Here is a 20,732-nt window from a genome sequence, read left to right on the forward strand (position 1 = left end):
CTCCCTCTCCTGTAGGTCAGGAAAGGGAGGATTCTTGTGCAGCGCAGCTAGCCACTTTAACCCAATACACGAATAACAATATCCTGATCATGGTTACCAAAACCGGCACCATAGATCGTTAATCCCCCTACGTTGGGGCTTTCCTCGTCAACTGTGAAGCGTAGCGTCCAGAACGGTTCGCTAAGCTTAATATCCGCGAGAGTAATGTCTGACATCGACTCACCATCCATATAGGTACCGGAACCATCAATACGAATGGTCTTCAATAAACCATACTGATTCACATTACGATGCCACCATTCTGGTGTATATTTGCCGCGTGCTGCTCTGCCAAAGTCGGCAGGGCTTGTCCACGTTCCAAGTGAAATGCCATTGAAGGTGAAACGAATATCGGAAGGCCAATGATCTCGCAATCCCGGAGCTTCAGACGCCAGTTCCATCGAAATTTCAATAGCATCGGTTGTCTGGTCAGGAAGGACAAAGTTGGGTGTTTTATATTCAACATAGCCCTTCCCAAACCACAAGATAGCGGCGTGAACACGTTCAGGATCAAGGAAGTAACGCGGATCATCCCATACACCGATTTCTTTCTCAAGTGTCCCTAGCCCACAGGTGGGGTGGATATCAAAAGCAGTATAGTGTCCTACGGATATTGTCTGCTCTCTGGTTCGTGAAGTTTGGCTTGCGGATGGCAGCTCGATCTCAATCTGATCTTGCTTGAGGTAACATAATTTGTGCGTCCCTCCGTTGATCCGAACTCGCCTGCTCCCAATTAGACCCACATCCTCCAGTTTGCGAATATGCATCGTGACAATAGAGGGGCTAAGCTCTAAGGCTGCGGCAATATCCTTCACATTCATTTCGCGATCTGCAATCATATCCATGATTCTCCATCTGACTTCGCTTGCAAGTGCCTCATATAAAGGAAGGAACTGGGGTTCCCCATTTGCTTTAATCATCTGTACAACTCCCTACCCTCAATCTCCTAAAATCACATATATATTAATTTAATAAAATTAACTCCAAGATGCAATCCAAATTCATTGCAAGTTTACACTCAATGGTGTTTAATTTTTTTAGTTGTTACGAAGTTGAATTCTTATATTTGTGAATTTTATAATAAGAGGTGGAGTGGAGTAATGAAATACAATAACCCTGTTGTAAAAGGTTTTTATCCAGACCCTAGTGTGATTAAGGTGCACGATACATACTATATGGTGTGCAGTTCTTTTCAATATTTTCCGGGCGCACCGCTCTTTGAAAGCAAGGATCTGCTGAATTGGAAGCAGATTGGTCACTGCCTGACTCGTAAAAGCCAGATTCAGCTCGAGACGGTGAACAGCTCCGGGGGTGTATTTGCCCCAACCATCAGGCATAATGACGGGCGTTTTTACATGGTCACAACGAATGATACGACGCATCAGAATTTCTATGTCTGGACGGATAATATTTACGGAGAATGGTCTGAGCCTATCTATGTGGATCAAGGCGGAATTGATCCGGATTTGTATTTTGAAGATGGAAAAACATTGTTTATGAGTAATGGCGTGGATGATGAAGGCGTTGGCGGAATTGTCCAGTGTGAGCTTGAGATTGAAACTGGCCGCAAACTGACCCCGAGTCGTTCGATATGGAACGGAACAGGTGGACGATATCTGGAAAGTCCGCATCTCTATAAAATGAACGGTTATTATTACCTGCTTGCAGCTGAAGGCGGCACCGAATATGGTCACATGGTAACGTATGCCCGGGGAAATTCATACTCAGGACCGTTCGAAGCCTATGCGCACAATCCGGTTCTAACCAACCGTAATCTGGGCGGGTATGAGCTCCAGGGTGTGGGGCATGGTGATCTGGTTCAGGATGATCTGGGGAACTGGTGGCTCTTCCACTTGGGATTCCGACAGATCGGCAGATGGGCTACGTACCATCATCTGGGTCGAGAAGTATTTCTGACTCCAATTACGTTTGGTGAAGACGGATGGTTTACAGCCGGGCATGAAGGCACAACGCTGACGAGTTTTGAGACCAATCGTATCCCAGATACGGTGATCCAGCAGGATAAGAAGACTTATACGTTTGCAAATACAGACTGGAACCTCGACTGGTGTTATCTTCGTCATCCAAATGCAGAGCATTATCAGCTTGAATCAGATAAGCTTACGCTAACAGGAACCGATGTAACGCTGGACGTTCCGGCATCCCCAACGTTCATTGGGTTACGTCAAAAAGATTTTAATGCAACAATTTCAGTCGATGTCAGTCTGACGAGTGGAGAAGCCGGGATCACGATCTACATGGATGAGAATCATCATTATGAAGTGGCTATTCGTGGGCAACAGGACGGTTATAAGGTGATCGAGCGTCTAAATATCGGTGATATCAAATCGAGAGAACATGAAGTGGATCTGGGAAATAAACAGCATGCAACGCTGGTGATCCGCTCAAGTCAGGAACGCTACAGTTTCCTGTTTCAAACAGATGGTGAAGAGATTCTGCTAGGCACGGCACAGACGAGATACCTATCCTCGGAGGTGGCAGGAGGTTTTACAGGCGTACTTATTGGGTTATACGCGAGCGGGCAAGATACTTCAGCTGAGTTTACAAATTTCAAGTGTGATTATCACTGAGAAGTTAAGGGAAGGGCCTAAGGGTCCTTCTCTTTTTTTTAATTTGTGTAAAAATATAGATATATTAATAAATGCCGACAGAGATTTAAACTTGGAAAAAGCTGCTGTTATCTATATGGCATCACTAAATAATCTACATGTAACAAAAGGTTAAAAGAACGTGTTATTTAATTATATAGCTTGATTGGATAACAAGGAGGAGTTGTATGGAGGATCAATGGAGAATCGCAAAGTATGACCCGGCATGGCGTGATTTGTTTCTCGAAACGGGTTCGAAATTAAGAGAAGCGTTAGGAAAAAAGGCCGTGCGGATTGACCATGTTGGGTCCACTTCAATTGTTGGAATAGATGCCAAACCCATCATAGATATACAAATATCTGTTTCTAATCATGAGAATCTGTTGGACTACAAACATGAGATCGAAACAGTCGGATTTGTATTCAGAGCAGAAAATCCAGATAAGACTAAACGTTACTTTCGTGAAGAGCCCGGAAGCAGAAGGATACATATACACGTTAGACAGGCAGGCAGTTTCTCCGAGCAGATGACCTTGCTGTTCAGAGACTATTTAAGGGAGCATCCAGAAGATTGTTTGAACTATGCAGAAGAAAAGCACAGACTCATGTCATTGTATAAAGATGAGCGTCCCAAATATGTTGAAGGAAAAGGGCCAATGGTGTGGAGCATATTAAAGAGAGCACATCGTTGGTCTCAAGAAATCGGATGGCAGCCGGCAAAATCTGACGCATGAGCACATCCAATGAATAGAGATAACTGTATTGGAGTGATGAGATGAACATGGGAAGAAAGCTGATGACAACCGTTCTAACCATCATTGGTTTTACTTTGGCTGCAAGTATCATATCGATGAATGAATCCTATAGTTTTGATTTTTACATTCTTATTTATCTGGTATACGCGACTCCCCTGATCGTATTGATTGGGCTACCTTTATCGATATTGCTAGACTATCTGCTCAGCCGAATACAATTCCCTAATCATGTGTTGTATCTAAGTACGAGGATATTAGGCTATGCATGTGCTGGAGTTTTAGGCATGTACATCTATTATCTGGTCATGGGCGCAGGAGAAGCAATCTTGGATTTCAAAGAGACGTTAGTTCTGACCTTATTTGGCGTTCTTGCCGCTATCCTATTTGTACTGATTGATATGGGATTGGAAGTTTTGTTAAAGGTACGAAGAAGAAAGATTTGAATTAAATTGATTTGTCAGGAGGAAAGCAAGATGACAACGCATTGTGCACTTCTAATCATTGACGTACAGGTAGCGATGTTTGATGAAGCAGATCCCGTCTATCAGGGGGAACGATTGCTTCAGAAGATCCAGGTGTTAATTGCCAGGGCCCGTGAAGCAGGCCATTCCATCATATATATCCAGCACAGCGAAGGGTCAGGCAGTCCACTGGAACGAGGAACTCTGGGGTGGGACATCCATCCGTCCATTGCACCTATAGCTGGTGACCTCGTTATCGAAAAAGAGACACCGGATTCGTTTCACAAAACCAATCTGCATCTGAAATTGCAAGAAGATGGCGTGACGGAGTTGATTCTCACGGGTATGCAGACTGAGGTATGTGTAGACACGACTTGCCGCAGAGCGTTCAGTCTGGGTTACATGGTCAATCTGGTTCAAGATGCGCACAGCACATGGAATTCAAAGACGCTTCAAGCAGAGCAGATTATTGCACATCACAATACGGTACTGAGACTGTTTGCCAATGTGGTGGATACGGAGAATGCGCTGTAATGCTAGGAAAACGTAGGCGATTCTGGTTTTTCATAGGTGCGGCAATCCTGTTTCTGTATTTTTAATCACGAGTAACCCTGATCCCAATAAGCCGATCTCGAGAAATCAAGTGATAAGCACAGAGATGAGCATAGTATTGTTTGGTGAAGATACCGTTAGTGTTGAATAAGGGGGAGATGTATTGACGATTAACAAAAGAATAATGAATCTATCAGCCTGGCTTGCTGTAATAGCCATCCTATGTATTCCTGGAACTTTACATACTGAAGATGGACCGCTCCGAACAGAGTATGGTTTCCCGCTCCGATTCTTTACGGATTATCATTATGCCAACTCGGATGGAACAATCTGGTTTATATCTGGTATCTATTTAAATGTACTTCTATATTTGTTCAATGTCCTGTTTATTTATGCAGGAATTCATGTAATCTTGTATATAAAAAAGAAATTAACTAAATAAATTCAACAGAATATTTACACGGAACGGAGAGGACAGAAAAAACCTGAAGAAGCGAAGTGTTCGCCTTTATCCCCGGAGTTTCCCATTATAAAATGAATCAAAAAAATCTGGGGATAACAGCGATCGGAAGGTTGTTCTGTCATCGGAGTGGCCAGTGTAAATATTCAATAGTTTAATTTATTTAGAATATCAAGACGGAGTGATTACGATGAAACAACTTCCAGTAGAATGGAAGTCAGACCGACTTATTATCTCGAATGTGGAAGAATCCGATATTCCTGAACTCGAGTCCATATATGAGACCAGTCGGTACTTGCATCAATGGGATGGACAAGAGCATGATCGGAATTATGTGAAAGAATGTTTTGAAGAAGGCCACCTTCCGCCGGGAGGCAGGCTGGAGAATTATCGAATTCAATCCATTCGCACGAATGAGGATGACCGCTATATTGGTTTGTTAAGTGTGTACCATGGGTATCCCTCCGAGGATTCAATCTATCTCGAATTTTTATATATCCAGAGCGAGATCCAGAAGCAGGGATATGGACAAGAATTAATTCAGGCGTTGACGCGTCACTTTTCCGAACTTGGTTACAAGGAAATTCGAATCAACGTAGCGCTCAAAAATTGGACTGCATTACGCTTCTGGATCAAATCCGGATTCAATCAGATTAGTAGAATTTATGGTGATCTTGAACATTCGGAGGATACCTTTGCCCATACAGAATTAATCAAATCTCTCTGAAAAATATAGCCGATATAGGGGAATATACCAATGGAAACATTCTTTCGTTATAACTGGATGGTGCGTGAGCAATGGTATGTGTGGTGTGAGGATGTACCGCTTGAAGAATTGCTTCGGCCTCGCATGGGCGGAGTAGGCAACATATTACAAACATTATTTCATATCATTGATGTAGAGTGGAGCTGGGTTCAGTTACTTCAGGGCAAACCGGATGATGCGGAAGATTTTGCAAACTACCAGAATCTTGAGGCGGTAAGGCGATTCGATCGTAAGTTACGTCCTGATGTGGAGGTATTTGTTACAGCATGGGACTCGAGTATGGAAAAAAGAGCTTATATTGATCATCGCTCAGCTGGCAAGACCAGTACATATTCATGGGGAGAAGTTATGCGACATGTGATCGCCCATGAGATTCACCATATGGGCCAGCTGTCGGTATGGGCCAGAGAATTGGGCAAACAGCCAGTATCCGCCAATGTCATTGGCAAAGGACTTATTATACCTGACTAACAGGGAGATAGCGGTATGAGATGAATGAACGGAGGAGAAGTATGATTCATTGCAGGAGAGCTACGATTGAGGATGGCGAAGTGATGAGCCAATTATCCCATCAACTGGGTTATGTCAGCACAACTGAAGAAATCAAGGAGAGATTAACTCGTCTCTCTTCCTTACCAGACCATTATGTATGTGTGGCTGAGATTGATTCGGGGGTTGTAGGCTGGGGGCATATACAGGGAAGGCACTCCATTGAGAGTCCATCTTTTGCCGAGATTGGTGGACTAGTTGTGGATGGGATTCATCAAGGGATGGGGATTGGTAAGATAATCATGAGCGAATGCGAGGAATGGGCTCGGGTTAACGGCTTTGATAACATTCGGGTACGTTGTAACGGGAAAAGGGAATCTGCACATCGGTTTTATATAGCTATCGGATATGAAGAGAAGAAATGGCAGAAGGTATTTGATAAACGATTATAATCTAATCTTGTGTATCATGGAAGGAGGAGAACGATGACGATTCAACTTAGCCAGGTGAATTGGGTAGAACTGGATGAACGTATTCAGCAGGTGATGGAACAGGAGTATCAGATCATTCCCTTGCCACCCGGACTGGAAGCGAGTGTGATGAGAATCGAAATGGAAGATCAGCGGTACGTATTGAAAGTCTGGGACAAGGATTCTAAACCGGATATCGCCAAACAATATCGATTATTGTCCAAGCTTTATCAAAGTGGAATTCGCGTTTCCAAACCCTACGGTTGGGGATTAGACGAGCAAGAGAATCAAGTGCTGTTAACGAGCTATGATGGAAAGCCGGTTAACCAATTAACACCAACCAAACTGACACATTTGGCTGAGCGATTAATGGAGGTCCATCGTTATCCGGTGAATGAAGTGGGTACTGGAGCAGATGAAGAATACATATTCAGGTACGATTTTGTTCAATACTTTTTTCCACAAATTGAGTTACATGACGATATAAATGATCTTCTGGCAAACTTGATTCAGCAGGTCCAGATCAGACAGGATCGCTTGATTCATGGCGATTATAATCTGGGAAACATTCTTGAGATGGACGACGATTACACCATCATCGATTGGACTAATGGGCAATATGGTGATCCAAGGTACGATCTGGCATGGTCTGTGTTTCTGATCACCGTCTATAATGGGGAAAGTTATGGCGAGATATATCACGCTCAATTTGCACGTTCTGCAAGTTATACGTACACGCTGGAAGAGGAACAGATTTTTGAAGCTGTAGCTTGTCTTCGCTGGATTCTGTTAAGGCGCGTTGGCGATGTACCCATGGGGTCAAATGTAATGGAAAGGGTTCACAACATGGCTGTCCATAATCCATATTTGCATGAGAATCTGCTGTAATCGTAATACGAGGATATACAATGACAACAGTATACGATTAACCCATAGTAAGGCAGCGTTTTTCAAATAATATAAACAGCCAGTCCTAAACTATCGATCCTCGCATACCTATGATAGTAGAGGAGCGTGATCGATATGGAGCAAAAAGTGCAAACTTACTTTGAACTGAAACAGCAGCAAAAAGATATTGAGCAGCAGTTGTCTGTACTACGAGATGAGATTGTCGCGTATTGTGCAGAACAAGGGGTGTATGAGACGCAGGTTGGTGGTTACATCGTGAAAACAGTGCTTCAGAACCGGAAGGAATACGATGATCAGAAGCTGTATGCTTCTCTTCCAGACCCGGACATCTGGCGATTGTTGTCCAAGGTAGACAGCCATAAGCTGAAAAGCCTCATCAAGCTGAACATTCTGTCCGAGGAGCAAATTAACCCGGCATGCACCGTGAAACAGGTGACCTTGTTACAGGTAGACAAGCTGTAACGCTTCATATCCTCTTGTATATGAGATGATTTAAATAACCATCACGATCACAAACACCTTCCGAGGAATGTTCTGTTGCGATGAGCAGTGGAACATACGTGGAGGTGTTTTTTGTTGCGTGAACAGGGCCCGGGATCATAAATAGTTAAATATGAGGGGCAAGAAGTATAATTTGTTCATTGTAAGCGTATTCAACAAACGATATGATGGATAGAAAATGGCAGGGAGGAATTGTAAATGTCAACCGAAATTCCATCACTACATGCTGCGTACGCTAATACGTTTAAAATAGGTGCTGCTGTACATACCAGAATGTTGCAGTCCGAAGGGGAATTTATCGCCAAACACTTCAATAGTATCACGGCTGAAAATCAGATGAAATTTGAAGAAATTCACCCGGAAGAGGATCGTTATACATTTGAGGCGGCGGATAAAATTGTTGATTTTGCTGCTGCCCAAGGGATTGGGGTTCGCGGACATACTTTGGTCTGGCATAATCAAACATCAAAATGGGTCTTTGAGGATACCTCAGGTGCTCCCGCTTCCAGAGAGCTGGTATTATCTCGCTTGAAGCAACATATTGATACGGTAGTAGGTCGGTATAAGGGGCAAATATATGCGTGGGATGTCGTCAATGAAGCTGTTGAAGATAAGACCGACCTGTTCATGCGGGACACGAAGTGGTTAGAGCTGGTGGGGGAAGATTATTTGCTGCAAGCGTTCAGTATGGCTCATGAAGCTGATCCGAATGCCCTTCTTTTCTATAATGACTACAATGAGACGGATCCGGTCAAACGGGAGAAAATCTACAATCTGGTTCGTTCTTTGCTGGACAAGGGAGCGCCTGTACACGGGATTGGGTTGCAGGGGCATTGGAATATTCATGGTCCTTCAATTGAGGAGATCCGAATGGCTATTGAGCGTTATGCTTCACTGGATGTGCAGTTGCATGTTACGGAGCTGGATATGTCCGTGTTTCGTCATGAGGATCGTCGAACGGACCTCACCGCGCCAACTTCGGAGATGGCTGAGCTACAGGAGCGTCGATATGAAGAAATCTTTAATTTGTTCCGTGAGTATAAATCATCCATTACCTCTGTGACGTTCTGGGGAGTAGCGGACAATTATACCTGGTTAGACCATTTCCCGGTACGCGGACGCAAAAATTGGCCCTTTGTTTTTGATCAGCAGTTGCAGCCTAAGGAATCATTTTGGCGTATCATTAACCCTATGTCCTGAACATCAGGGAAGTGGAGAGAATCGGTCACGATGTGGCCGATTTTTTGCTGTACTCAATATAGATTATACAGTACGGTTATCTCGTTCGTGATTGAGGCGTTGATTTGTGTGGATGATAAAAATATGGTACAAAATGGAATTTTGTGATAGGGTTGAAGAAATGGTGAACCAAATTCTTTCCTGAAATGAGATGAGAAGATGGATTGCATCCGAAACTATTTAATTACTTTTTCCGGAAATTTTATATTTAGTTATTATATCTTTGAAGAAGGTACTTTGGCCAAACCGCTGATGTTTGCAACATTGATGCTGTTGCTGTTCATGACAATCGATTACATGAAAAGTAGAAACAAATATACATTGGATTAGGACATGTCCATGTTTTTAAACGATTCTGGAGCATAGGGTCGTTTTTTTATTGTATATAGAACAGCTTCCATTTACATCATGACCATTGTTCATTACACTTGATGAGTAACACCTCATTAACTCAGTTTTCGTTAAATCACTTCAGATCATCAGGAGGATATCATTATGCATCAATCCGCACATATTCAGGAAGCAAGAGATTACATATTAAACCGAATCCATACCAAACCTGCCGTAGGCATGATTCTGGGTTCGGGACTGGGAGCGCTCGCGGACGAGATTGAAAATGCGACCGTTATCCCGTATACAGATATTCCGTATTTCGCTCAATCGGAGGCTATCGGCCATGCCAATGAATTGGTTATTGGTGAACTCATGGGCAAAACGGTTGTAGCGATGAAAGGCCGCCTTCATTATTATGAAGGTTTTACATTGGACGAAGTGACTTTCCCCGTTCGGATCATGAAGGCGCTGGGTGTCGAGCAATTGCTTATCACCAATGCCTGCGGAGCCATCAACACAAGCTTTGAGCCGGGTCAACTGATGCTCATTACAGATCATATTAACCTGGTAGGCAATAACCCGTTGATGGGACCGAATAATGCTGAACTGGGTGTTCGTTTCCCAGACGTATCACAGGTATACAATCGCGAATTGCGCAGCATTGCCCTTAAGGTTGCAGAAGAGCAGAATGTTGGCCTGCAGCAAGGTGTCTATGCATGGTGGAGTGGCCCGGCATATGAGACACCAGCGGAGATTCGCATGATTCGTACGATGGGTGCGGATGCAGTGGGGATGTCCACAGTACCTGAAGCCATTGTTGCCATTCATGGCGGTATGAAGGTACTAGGCATTTCCTGTCTGACCAATATGGCCTGTGGTATTCTGGATCAGCCGTTAAGTCATGATGAAGTTATTGAAGTGGCTGCGCAAGTGAAAACAACCTTTATCGGACTTGTAAAAGGCATTTTGAAAGAGATCTAATCACGAGATGATTTTTATCTAGGCCGCGATGGATAGGATAGAGTTTTCATCCAACCAAATCGAAACCACAAAAAAACGTATGTTTCACGAGTTGTTACTCGTGAGACATACGTTTTTTTATTTTGCAGAACTATGAACCATCTGAGAATGATCGGCCATGATTGCTGGTGTGGACTCCCTGATGATGGGTTTGGTCACAATGTGTGAGACCTGATACGGCTGTGTCGGGCTATTAATCCGGGATAACAGCATCTCCGCAGTCTTAATGCCCATCTCATTGCTATAAATATGAACCGTCGTTAATGCTGGCTCAATAATTCGAGATTGGGGTGCATTATCGAATCCGCATATTGCAATATCCTGTGGCACAGCGACATTTCTGTCTTTTAACGCCCTGATCAGATCAACTGCAATGAAGTCATTAGCACATACGTAAGCGGAAGGTAGGGAGGCCAGCTCTGCCACTCGCTGGTTCAACCATCCTGGCTTGGAGAAACACAGGCGATCATTATCTACGATGCAATGGGACAGGTCGACCTGCAACCCCGCCTCCAGCATAGCACGCTGATATCCAACCCATCGTTCATTAAAGCTCTTGCAGTGATTGTAATCTCCGACGAATCCAATACTTGTGTAGCCGCTCTCAATTAATTTTGTGGTTAACTGATAGATGCTATGTTCATTCTCCATGAGTAGCAGATCTGCTTGGAATTCGGGATAACATATGTTGGAAGCGCAATCGATAAAGATGGTGGGAATGCCCAGATCGGTAATCAGCTGTGTATATTCCAGATCAAATAATTCAATGCAAATGATGCCGTCTACTTTGGCTATATCAAAATTGTTGGGAAGTGTAAGTGTATCTTGATCGTCTTCACGCACGATATGAATCGAGAGATTGTATCCCTCCGCACTGATTCTTTTCTCCAAACCACTGATTAACAACGAACCAAAGTGAGATGTATTAGGCAGGTTTTCAGTTAACAGGGCGATATTGCCCGGAGCCTTGGTTAGAACATGCTCATTGTCCATATAGGCAAACTGTTTATATTTAAGTTCAATTGCTTTTTTAATTACACGATTTCGGGTTTCATCCGGGATGTTTCCGCTATCATTTAATGCTTTGGAAGCCGTATTCCTGGAGATCCCCAAAGCATCAGCAATGTCTTGTATCGTGACTTTTTCCTTTGCCATCTAATGCTTCACCTCTAATCCTCAATAGTTATCCATATTCTTCTCTAAGTCAAATGTATAATAGAACGGGACAAATAGCAATCTCTGTTTTACAAATGCACAATTGCATTTACATTTAGATAGTCGAATTCTATTTTCATAATTGTTCCAGAAGTTTCGTTGACTAGTGTAACAATGATGATCTATTACAGTAATAATATAGAAATATCTATGCGGGTATTAACGATTCAGTGCTGTATATATGCAAATTTAATCCTCTTTAGTTACATTAACGCAAAGATAAAATGATCAAATGCACAAATGTTTTTTTACAAAATGTATTGACTAAATCCGTTGAAACCTGATAAATTGTAAATTATTAAATAGGCAATTGTAAATATTGAAAGCCCTTACTGAAAACAATTGTCAACTTCTAGAATGAACGGGGGTATCGTGTTGGATAACATAGCCGACAGCAAAAAGGGCGAAGGAAGGGTACTGAAAGTGAGGACGACAAGCGGTCATAGGTTACAGCAGCTCAAAAAAAATTACTTTTTATATATGTTGCTTGCACCAGCCTTAATTTTGACTCTTATCTTCAAGTACATTCCGATGTACGGAGCCATCATTGCGTTTAAGGATTTCAGTCCGATCAAAGGCATCATGGGCAGTGATTGGGTAGGACTGAAGCATTTTGAGAAATTTATAGCTTCACCCAATTTCGATATCATTTTAATGAATACGCTTAAACTCAGCTTTTTGGGATTGATATTCAGTTTCCCGGTGCCCATTTTACTGGCACTCATGCTGAATCAGGTACGCAAAGCTGGCATCAAGAAAAATATTCAATTGTTTCTGTACGCACCCAATTTCATCTCGGTTGTTGTTGTTGTGGGTATGCTGTTCATCTTCCTCTCACCGACAGGGCCGGTTAATCAATTAGCTACATGGATTACAGGTCAGCCAATCATGTTTATGTCTGAACCGGAATATTTCCGCTGGATCTACATTTTGTCCGATATCTGGACCGGAGCGGGCTGGGCTTCCATTATATACGTCGCGGCTTTGGCCAATGTTGATCCGGAGCTTCACAATGCGGCTAATCTGGATGGAGCCAATCTCCTTCAGCGTATTCGCCACATTGACCTTCCAACGATTCGTCCGATTATGGCCATCGTCTTTATCCTTGCAGCTGGCGGGATTATGTCCATTGGATTTGAGAAGGCCTATCTGATGCAGACGTCCATGAACCTGCCTTCCTCCGAGATTATTGCCACGTATGTCTACAAGGTGGGGTTACAGTCTGGAGATTACGCTTATTCTGCGGCAGTTGGATTGTTCAACTCGGTTATCAATGTGATTTTGCTGGTGACGGTGAATCTGATCGTGAAGAAATTGAATGAAGGCGAAGGCCTCTATTAGGAAAGGAGTATTATCCATGGTTGTTAAACACACGGGAATGGATCGGTTGATCCTCACACTCAATGCCATCTTTCTCACCTGTGCTGTACTGGTTGTGGTTGTTCCCCTGATTTATATTGTTATCGCCTCATTCATGGACCCCACGGTGCTACTGAATCGTGGACTGTCCTTTAATGTATCGGACTGGAGTCTGGACGGATATCAGATGATCTTGTCCAATCCAGCCATGATCCGGGGGTTTGCAAATGCGGTATTGTACTCGGTTTCTTTTGCACTGATCACCGTGACCGTATCCATATTTGCAGGTTATGCATTGTCGGATGATAGGCTCGCGGGACGTGGATTTTTCATGATTATCTTTATCATTACCATGTTCTTCGGCGGGGGATTAATCCCTACTTATCTACTCATACGTAATCTCGGCATGCTGGATACGGTGTGGGCGATCATTATCCCTGGAGCCGTTAACGTTTGGAACATCATTCTCTCCAGAACCTTTTTCAAAGGAGTCCCTCGAGAACTGAAAGAAGCTGCAAACGTGGATGGCGCCTCTGAGATGAAGATTTTCTTCCAGATCGTCATTCCGTTGTCGAAACCGATCATTTTTGTACTCGCACTTTATGCGTTCGTTGGGCAATGGAATTCCTATTTTGATGCAATGATCTATCTCGATAATCCGAACCTGCATCCGTTACAGCTCGTTCTGCGTTCCATTCTAATTCAGAATCAGGCTGCACCGGGCATGATCAGTGATCAGCTCGCGATGGCAGAACTGAAACGGCTCTCCGAGATGATTAAATACTCAGCGATTGTCATTTCGAGTCTGCCACTCATCATCATGTACCCGTTTTTCCAGAAGTATTTCGAAAAAGGTGTCATGGTCGGTTCCCTCAAATAGTGAACAGCCTGCGATACAGTAAGTTGATCCAATCCAACTCATGGAGGTCATTATTATGAAAAAAGTGAACAAGTCCAAAAAAGCCGTTACAACGGCATCCATTTCCATGTTATCTGCAATGCTCTTTCTAACCGCCTGTGGCGGAGGTGGAGGAGGCGCGGCAAGTGAGGCGCAATCCCCTGATGGCAAGGTGACATTGAATTTTATAACACAGAGCTCTCCGCTGGCTCCCGCTGATCCGAACGACAAGCTGATTAACAAGCGACTCGAAGAGAAAACCAATGTGCATATCAACTGGAAGAACTATACGAGTGATGTGTTTGCAGAAAAAAGAAATCTGGCGGTTGCCAGCGGTGATTTGCCGGATGCCATTTTTGATGCAGGTTACGGGGACTATGATCTCCTGAAACTGGCGAAGGACGGGGCGATCATTCCGCTTGAGGACATGATTGAACAACACATGCCCAATCTGAAAAAGGTGCTGGAGGAAGCTCCCGAATACAAGAGCATGATCACGGCTCCAGACGGACATATTTATTCATTCCCATGGATTGAAGAACTCGGAAGTGGCAAACAACGGATTCAGGCAGTGGATAACTTACCCTGGATTAATATGGAATGGTTGAACAAGCTTGGACTGAAGATGCCAACGACAACCGAAGAACTGAAAGAAGTATTGATCGCGTTCAAAACTCAAGATCCAAACGGCAATGGTAAGGCCGACGAAATTCCGTTATCTTTCATTAACAAACCGGGCGGAGAAGATCTGACATTTCTCTTTGCGGCATTTGGACTCGGAGAGAACTGGGATCATACCGTGGTAACCAATGATGGGAAAGTGGTCTTCACGGCAGCTGATGAAGGCTACAAGGAAGCGGTTAAATACATTCATGAATTGGTTCAGGAAGGTCTCGTGGATGTGGAGTCGTATCAGCAGGATTGGAACACGTACCTGGCGAAAGGCAAGGACAACAAGTACGGCATGTACTTCACCTGGGATAAGGCTAACATTACAGGCATGAATGATACGTATGATGTTCTGCCTCCGGTTGCCGGGCCTAACGGAGAGGTCAATGTCACAAGAACAAACGGAATTGGGCTTGATCGTGGTCGCATGGTCATTACCAGCAGCAATAAAAACCTGGAATCCACAGCGAAGTGGGTAGACCAACTGTATGATCCGCTCCAATCTGTGCAGAACAACTGGGGTACCTATGGAGACGAGAGTCAGCAAAATATTTTTGAATTCGATGAAGCCAAAGGGATGCTGAAGCATCTTCCGCTGGAAGGATCTGCACCTGTGGAACTCAGACAAAAAACCAGTATCGCAGGACCATTGGCCATTCTCGACAGTTATTATGACAAATACACAACCAAACCGGAAGATGCGGCTTGGCGGATGGAACTTCTCGACAAGGTAATGGTTCCGCATATGAAAGCGGAGAATGTATATCCAAGTGTGTTCTTCTCCATTGATGAACTGGATCGATTGTCCACGATTGAGACCGATCTCTTCGCCTACGTGTTACGTCTGCGTACAGAATGGTATCAAAACGGGAAAGTAGATCAGGAATGGGATGCTTACTTGAAAGAGCTGGATCGCCTTGGATTGCAAGAATGGCTACAGATTAAACAAGCGGGATATGACCGTAATAACAAATAAAGAAAAGTACGGAGGAGAAACCATAATGTCGACAATTCTTAAACAAGATTACAGAAATGAATACCATTTTTCGCCGAAAGAGAAGTGGATGAACGACCCGAACGGCATGGTGTTTTTCAATGGGGAGTATCACTTGTTCTATCAGCATCACCCACATGGAACCAAATGGGGCCCCATGCATTGGGGTCATGCAGTGAGCCGGGACCTGATCTCCTGGGAGGAACTTCCGATAGCTTTACTCCCCGATGAGAATGGCACTATATTCTCGGGAAGCGCCGTAGTGGATTGGAATAATACGACCGGATTCTTTGAGGGTGAGCCAGGATTGGTTGCTATTTTCACCCATCATCTTGAAGTTAAAAACCATGATGCCATACAAACCCAGAGTCTGGCGTATAGCAAAGACAACGGCAGAACCTGGACTAAGTACGAGGGTAATCCGGTATTAAAGCATGAGTCCTTTGTTGATTTCCGTGATCCCAAAGTGTTCTGGCATGAGCAGACCAAGGAGTGGGTTATGATTATCGCTTGTGGTCAAACGGTATGTCTGTATCGTTCCCCCAATCTGAAGGATTGGACGCTAGGAAGTGAATTTGGCGCCGGGATTGGTTCACACGATGGCGTATGGGAATGCCCCGACCTGTTCCCGCTTGCAGTGGATGGAGAATCAGGGCAGGAGAAATGGGTGATGCTCGTTAGCATCGGTGCAGATCCTGCTTTTATTGAAGGCTCCAGAACACAATATTTTACCGGAGATTTTGATGGAACTACATTTGTCCCAGACGAGGCATCCCATACGGTTCGCTGGATTGATTATGGTCGGGATAACTACGCAGGAGTTAGTTGGTCTGACGTTCCTGAGGAAGATGGAAGACGCCTCATTATCGGCTGGATGAGCAACTGGATGTATGCCAATCAGACGCCAACCAATAATTACCGTGGAGCAATGACCATTGCCCGGGAGTTGACACTGGAGACAAGAGCGGGAGAAGTTATATTGATTCAACGTCCTGCACGTGAACTTGAGCAAGCCCGTACGCCAGTATTGTCCTTACAGGATGCTTCGATTCAGCAAGTGAGTGAGCAGTTGAACGCTTTGCAACTCGTGAACTATGAGATCGATGCAGAGTGGGCTCAGGATCAGTCGTTCCATTTTGCGCTAAGAAGCGGTGCAAATCACGAGACGGTCGTTGGTGTAGACTCGATCCGAAGTGAAGTGTACGTTGATCGTAGTCGATCGGGCATCGGCAATTTTCATGAACTTTTCCTGAGCCGTCATACAGCTGAGTTAAAAGAAGTGAACGGAAATCAAAGTTTGCGTATATTTGTAGATCATTCATCTGTTGAGGTATTTGCAAATGATGGTCAGGCCGTTATTACGGATCTGATCTATCCGGATGCGGATTGCCAAGGCATCTCTGCTCATGCGGAAAATACCGATCTGGTCTTCTCTTCACTTCATATTTATGAGATATCACCAACCAAGGCTAAAGGTTAATTGTAATGAAGGAAAGGAGCCCAAAACGATGCGTATTGGAGCCATAGAAGCGGGCGGAACGAAGTTTGTATGTGGTGTAGGTAATGAGCATGGACAGATTGAAGATCGGATCAGCTTTCCAACAGAACATCCGGAGACCACTCTTGCCAAGGTGATCGACTATTTCAGGGATAAAGATGTGGAAGCCATAGGGGTCGGCTCCTTTGGTCCGATTGATCTGCAACCGGATAGTCCCACCTATGGTTATATTACGACCACACCTAAGCCTGGGTGGGGAAACTGTAATGTGGTTGGAACCTTGAAGCATGAATTTCCGGTTCCTTTTGGATGGGATACGGATGTGAATGCTGCCGCGCTCGGTGAAGCAACGTGGGGAGCGGCGCAAGGACTGGACAACTGTGTTTATTACACGATTGGTACAGGAGTTGGGGTCGGACTTGTGGCAGGGGGCAAACGAGTACACGGATTGTTACATCCCGAGGGTGGACATATTCGCACAAGACGCCATCCAGACGATCACTTTGCCGGATTATGCCCATATCATGGCGATTGCCTGGAGGGAATGGCAGCAGGTCCAGCCATTGAAGCTCGCTGGCAGATCCCTGGCAGTGAATTGCCGGCAGATCATCCGGCGTGGGAGATCGAATCCTTTTACATTGCGGAGTCGATTACTACGGCCATCTTGCTTCATTCGCCGCAGAAGATCATCCTGGGCGGTGGTGTGATGCAGCAAGATCATCTGTTTCCTATGATCCGGGAGCAGGTAGTCCGGAATCTCAATGGTTATGTAAATGCAACCCCAATCACGCAACATATCGACCAATATATTGTGCAGCCCGGATTGGGCCAGCATGCAGGCCTATGTGGTTCGCTAGCATTGGGTCTGGAAGCATTGCAACATACAGCACAAGCTTCACATGTTTCATAGTTCTCTTAAATAATCTACATCCCGGAAGGGATGGCTGCGGGTTCGCTTATTGGTATAAGCAAGACTGCACCGTCCTTTTTGGGCTTTTTTATTTTTTTGAGGAGTTCAATAGGTTTGAAAAAAAATAGTGCGTTCTAAAATCCGGTGTTGCTCAAGTGAGCTGCCAAAGGTATGATTTTTAGTGTTCTATAGTGCGATATGACATTCAAAAATTAACGTGTCTCCACTGGAAAGGAATTCAACAAATGAACCCAATAACAATGCGTCAAGCTGTACAGGCAGATCAAGAGCAACTCGCTGATTTGCGAGCCTTGGTATTATACGATGATCTAACCAGACTGGGAAGATACGATGATGTGAAGGTGCGTGAACGTTTCCGGAATACATTCAAACCTGCCCAGACACAGATTATTGAAGTGGAGGGTTCAATGGTAGGTTGTGTAGCGTTGAAGCCCAAGTCTGAGGCATATCTATTGGAACATTTCTATATACATCCCGATTATCAAGGCCAGAGAATAGGAACTCAGGTACTAAACATGCTGCTGGAACAGGATGAAGTTCAGGGGAAACGGATTATTTTAAATGTTTTGCAGGGAAGCCCTGCTCGGCGATTGTATGAACGATTTGGATTTATATTGGACAGTGAAGATGAGGTCGATGTATTTATGTCAAAGCGCCTTGGAGAGAATGAATCCTTGTCGCAAGATAGGGATATCATCTCGAAGGTGGAAACCTATTAAATATTTGTGAATACATGGCAATAGTGATTGCTTGACTCAGGAAGATTATGATAGTATCGAAGTCAGAGAATATATGGAATATTTACAAAATGTAGGACTTTTTTTGTTCCTATTCCTATACTCTTAGGCAAACGTTCGAACAGATTCTGATCACAGAAATGGTGTCACAAAAATGGATTTTCAAAGATTACATGTCTCATATGGAGGAGGAATCTTTTTGCAAGAATATCCTGTGGCTTATGATCAGTTTGATATTCATTTCTATCAGGTCGTGGAAATGTTTTCTGAACAAAAGCTGGATGTAAGTGCGTTGGATGAGGATTTAAGAGTTCTTGGATTAAACTCCATTTCATTTATTAAACTGATCATTGCCTTGGAGAACGAATTCAATATTGAGATGGACGATGAGTATCTTGAATTGGAGAACTTCACAACATTGCAACATCTGAAAGACAGTTTGCGTAAGTGCATCAATTATGAGATTCCCAATGAGTCATAAAGGGAAAATGACGACACAAGCTCATATCAGACAATCACAGCATCGAGTTCCGTTTATTGGACTTATAACCTCAAAATCAGGAGTGATATGTGATGAAAGTTGAACTGAATGCGGAGCAATTGATGTGGCAGGAACAATTCAAGGATTTTGTAGACAGCGAGATTATTCCATATGCTAGTTTAAATGACAGCGAAGAACGAATTCACCCGGAACTCCTTGCGAAAATAACAGAGGCTGGTTATCTGGGCTCCATGTTGCCAAAAGAATATGGCGGGATGGAACTGGACAATATCACTATCGGGATTCTTAACGAAGAGGTTGGACGTGGGTGCTCCTCTGTCAGAAGTTTGTTAACCGTTCAGGGGATGGTGGGTTTAGCGATCTTGCGTTGGGGAACGGAGCAACAAAGACAGTACTGGTTGCCTGCATTAGCTACGGGGACAACTTTGGGTTCATTCGGATTGACAGAACCGAGTGTTGGAAGCGATGCCAAAAGCATTGAAACAACGGCCGTATTAGACGGAGACGAATACATACTTAACGGTCATAAAAAATGGATAACCATGGGGCAGCTTGCAGACGTATTTTTGATTCTTGCCCAATGTGAGAACAAGCCGACAGCGTTTATCGTGGAGAGAGATTCCATTGGGTTTAGCGTTGAACCTATGAGCGGGTTGCTTGGAGCGAGAGCATCGATGATTGCTGAACTGAAAATGGATTCTTGTCGTATTCCCAAGGAAAACCTCCTGGGTCAAGTCGGTACAGGGTTATCACATGTTGCTTTACCTTGTCTGGATTATGGAAGATACACAATCGCTTGTGGCTGTGTCGGTTTAGCCAAGGCGTGTCTGGATGCATCGGTACATTATGCCAATTCCAGAATCCAATTCGGAAGAGCTATACGCGAGAATCAAATGATACAAAAAATGATCACTGAAATGTCAGTGAATATGAAAGCGGCACGGATGCTGTGTTACAGAGCAGGATATTTAAGAGATGTGGGTGATCCAGAGAGCATTATGGAAACTTGGACTGCCAAATATTTTGCTTCAACCATGGTGAATAAAGTTGCCAGTGATGCGGTGCAGATTCATGGTGCCAATGGTTGCCATCGAGACTATCCCGTAGAGAGATATTATCGGGATGCCCGAATCAATGAGATTATCGAAGGCACGACTCAAATGCATGAAATTTTAATCGCAACACAGGAGGTTGTAACACACCGCCGTGAAATAAGACGTTCAAATAAAGCAGAAAAAGTTAAGGATAGCGCGAATCGAAACGTTTAGATTTTGCATTGCAGGACCTAAGGAAGAGCCCTTTTTTTGCATTAGGCAGGATCATTCA

Annotated in this window: 21 protein-coding genes; 19 read left to right on the top strand and 2 right to left on the bottom strand. The window is 44.0% G+C overall.

The features are described from left to right. Positions 1-56 precede the first annotated feature (56 nt). Positions 57-959 carry an ArsR/SmtB family transcription factor gene (locus J2Z28_RS11515; protein WP_211082588.1) on the bottom strand — a complete coding sequence of 301 codons (903 nt, stop codon included), beginning with the start codon at positions 957-959 and terminating at the stop codon, positions 57-59. A 180-nt stretch (positions 960-1,139) separates the two neighbouring features. Between J2Z28_RS11515 and J2Z28_RS11520 the strand changes: the two genes are divergently transcribed. The 11 genes from J2Z28_RS11520 (at position 1,140) to J2Z28_RS11570 (ending at position 10,564) form a co-directional block, all read left to right on the top strand. Beyond that, positions 1,140-2,630: a glycoside hydrolase family 43 protein gene (locus J2Z28_RS11520; protein WP_211082589.1), complete on the top strand. Its 1,491-nt coding sequence runs from the start codon at positions 1,140-1,142 to the stop codon at positions 2,628-2,630. Positions 2,631-2,836: 206 nt separating this feature from the next. Continuing rightward, positions 2,837-3,382 (top strand): GrpB family protein, encoded by a 546-nt coding sequence (locus tag J2Z28_RS11525; protein WP_211082590.1) that lies wholly within the window; start codon positions 2,837-2,839, stop codon positions 3,380-3,382. Positions 3,383-3,423: 41 nt separating this feature from the next. Continuing rightward, positions 3,424-3,846, top strand: a complete 423-nt coding sequence (locus J2Z28_RS11530) for a hypothetical protein (protein WP_211082591.1) — start codon at positions 3,424-3,426, stop codon at positions 3,844-3,846. 30 nt (positions 3,847-3,876) lie between these two features. Beyond that, on the top strand, positions 3,877-4,398 hold the full coding sequence (locus J2Z28_RS11535; protein ID WP_211082592.1) for a cysteine hydrolase family protein: 522 nt from the start codon (positions 3,877-3,879) through the stop codon (positions 4,396-4,398). 668 nt (positions 4,399-5,066) lie between these two features. Next, positions 5,067-5,603 carry a GNAT family N-acetyltransferase gene (locus tag J2Z28_RS11540; RefSeq protein WP_211082593.1) on the top strand — a complete coding sequence of 179 codons (537 nt, stop codon included), beginning with the start codon at positions 5,067-5,069 and terminating at the stop codon, positions 5,601-5,603. Between the two features lie 30 nt (positions 5,604-5,633). Continuing rightward, positions 5,634-6,113, top strand: coding sequence for a DinB family protein (locus J2Z28_RS11545; protein WP_211082594.1), 480 nt, complete (start codon positions 5,634-5,636; stop codon positions 6,111-6,113). A 41-nt stretch (positions 6,114-6,154) separates the two neighbouring features. Beyond that, positions 6,155-6,583: a GNAT family N-acetyltransferase gene (locus tag J2Z28_RS11550; RefSeq protein WP_211082595.1), complete on the top strand. Its 429-nt coding sequence runs from the start codon at positions 6,155-6,157 to the stop codon at positions 6,581-6,583. A 33-nt stretch (positions 6,584-6,616) separates the two neighbouring features. Further along, positions 6,617-7,489, top strand: coding sequence for an aminoglycoside phosphotransferase family protein (locus tag J2Z28_RS11555; RefSeq protein WP_211082596.1), 873 nt, complete (start codon positions 6,617-6,619; stop codon positions 7,487-7,489). A gap of 135 nt (positions 7,490-7,624) precedes the next feature. Further along, a complete protein-coding gene (locus tag J2Z28_RS11560) occupies positions 7,625-7,972 on the top strand; it encodes a hypothetical protein (RefSeq protein WP_211082597.1) in 348 nt (115 codons plus the stop codon). A gap of 237 nt (positions 7,973-8,209) precedes the next feature. Further along, positions 8,210-9,211: an endo-1,4-beta-xylanase gene (locus J2Z28_RS11565; RefSeq protein WP_211082598.1), complete on the top strand. Its 1,002-nt coding sequence runs from the start codon at positions 8,210-8,212 to the stop codon at positions 9,209-9,211. Between the two features lie 534 nt (positions 9,212-9,745). Beyond that, a complete protein-coding gene (locus tag J2Z28_RS11570) occupies positions 9,746-10,564 on the top strand; it encodes a purine-nucleoside phosphorylase (protein WP_036617166.1) in 819 nt (272 codons plus the stop codon). Positions 10,565-10,681: 117 nt separating this feature from the next. On the opposite strand, the gene J2Z28_RS11575 is transcribed toward J2Z28_RS11570, so the two are convergent. Further along, a complete protein-coding gene (locus J2Z28_RS11575; RefSeq protein ID WP_091020284.1) occupies positions 10,682-11,758 on the bottom strand; it encodes a LacI family DNA-binding transcriptional regulator in 1,077 nt (358 codons plus the stop codon). A gap of 540 nt (positions 11,759-12,298) precedes the next feature. On the opposite strand from J2Z28_RS11575, the gene J2Z28_RS11580 reads away from it, so the two are divergent. The 8 genes from J2Z28_RS11580 to J2Z28_RS11615 all read left to right on the top strand — a co-directional run bounded on the left by J2Z28_RS11580 (position 12,299) and on the right by J2Z28_RS11615 (position 20,674). After that, the gene (locus J2Z28_RS11580) at positions 12,299-13,159 is read left to right on the top strand and encodes an ABC transporter permease (protein WP_244988247.1); all 861 of its coding nucleotides are present in this window, start codon (positions 12,299-12,301) and stop codon (positions 13,157-13,159) included. Between the two features lie 16 nt (positions 13,160-13,175). After that, complete coding sequence (locus J2Z28_RS11585) at positions 13,176-14,057, top strand: carbohydrate ABC transporter permease (RefSeq protein WP_036617174.1); 882 nt, start codon at positions 13,176-13,178, stop codon at positions 14,055-14,057. Between the two features lie 55 nt (positions 14,058-14,112). After that, a complete protein-coding gene (locus tag J2Z28_RS11590) occupies positions 14,113-15,720 on the top strand; it encodes an ABC transporter substrate-binding protein (protein WP_211082599.1) in 1,608 nt (535 codons plus the stop codon). A 25-nt stretch (positions 15,721-15,745) separates the two neighbouring features. After that, entirely contained in the window at positions 15,746-17,218 is a 1,473-nt protein-coding gene (locus J2Z28_RS11595; protein WP_211082600.1) for a glycoside hydrolase family 32 protein, read from the top strand. Between the two features lie 28 nt (positions 17,219-17,246). After that, the gene (locus tag J2Z28_RS11600) at positions 17,247-18,146 is read left to right on the top strand and encodes an ROK family protein (RefSeq protein WP_211082601.1); all 900 of its coding nucleotides are present in this window, start codon (positions 17,247-17,249) and stop codon (positions 18,144-18,146) included. Between the two features lie 245 nt (positions 18,147-18,391). Continuing rightward, the gene (locus tag J2Z28_RS11605) at positions 18,392-18,886 is read left to right on the top strand and encodes a GNAT family N-acetyltransferase (protein WP_211082602.1); all 495 of its coding nucleotides are present in this window, start codon (positions 18,392-18,394) and stop codon (positions 18,884-18,886) included. 217 nt (positions 18,887-19,103) lie between these two features. Further along, complete coding sequence (locus J2Z28_RS11610; protein ID WP_076252870.1) at positions 19,104-19,385, top strand: acyl carrier protein; 282 nt, start codon at positions 19,104-19,106, stop codon at positions 19,383-19,385. A gap of 92 nt (positions 19,386-19,477) precedes the next feature. Next, the gene (locus J2Z28_RS11615; RefSeq protein ID WP_100529147.1) at positions 19,478-20,674 is read left to right on the top strand and encodes an acyl-CoA dehydrogenase family protein; all 1,197 of its coding nucleotides are present in this window, start codon (positions 19,478-19,480) and stop codon (positions 20,672-20,674) included. The last annotated feature ends 58 nt before the right edge of the window (positions 20,675-20,732 follow it).

The organism is Paenibacillus xylanexedens, assembly GCF_017874615.1.
Taxonomy (GTDB): Bacteria; Bacillota; Bacilli; order Paenibacillales; family Paenibacillaceae; genus Paenibacillus; species Paenibacillus xylanexedens.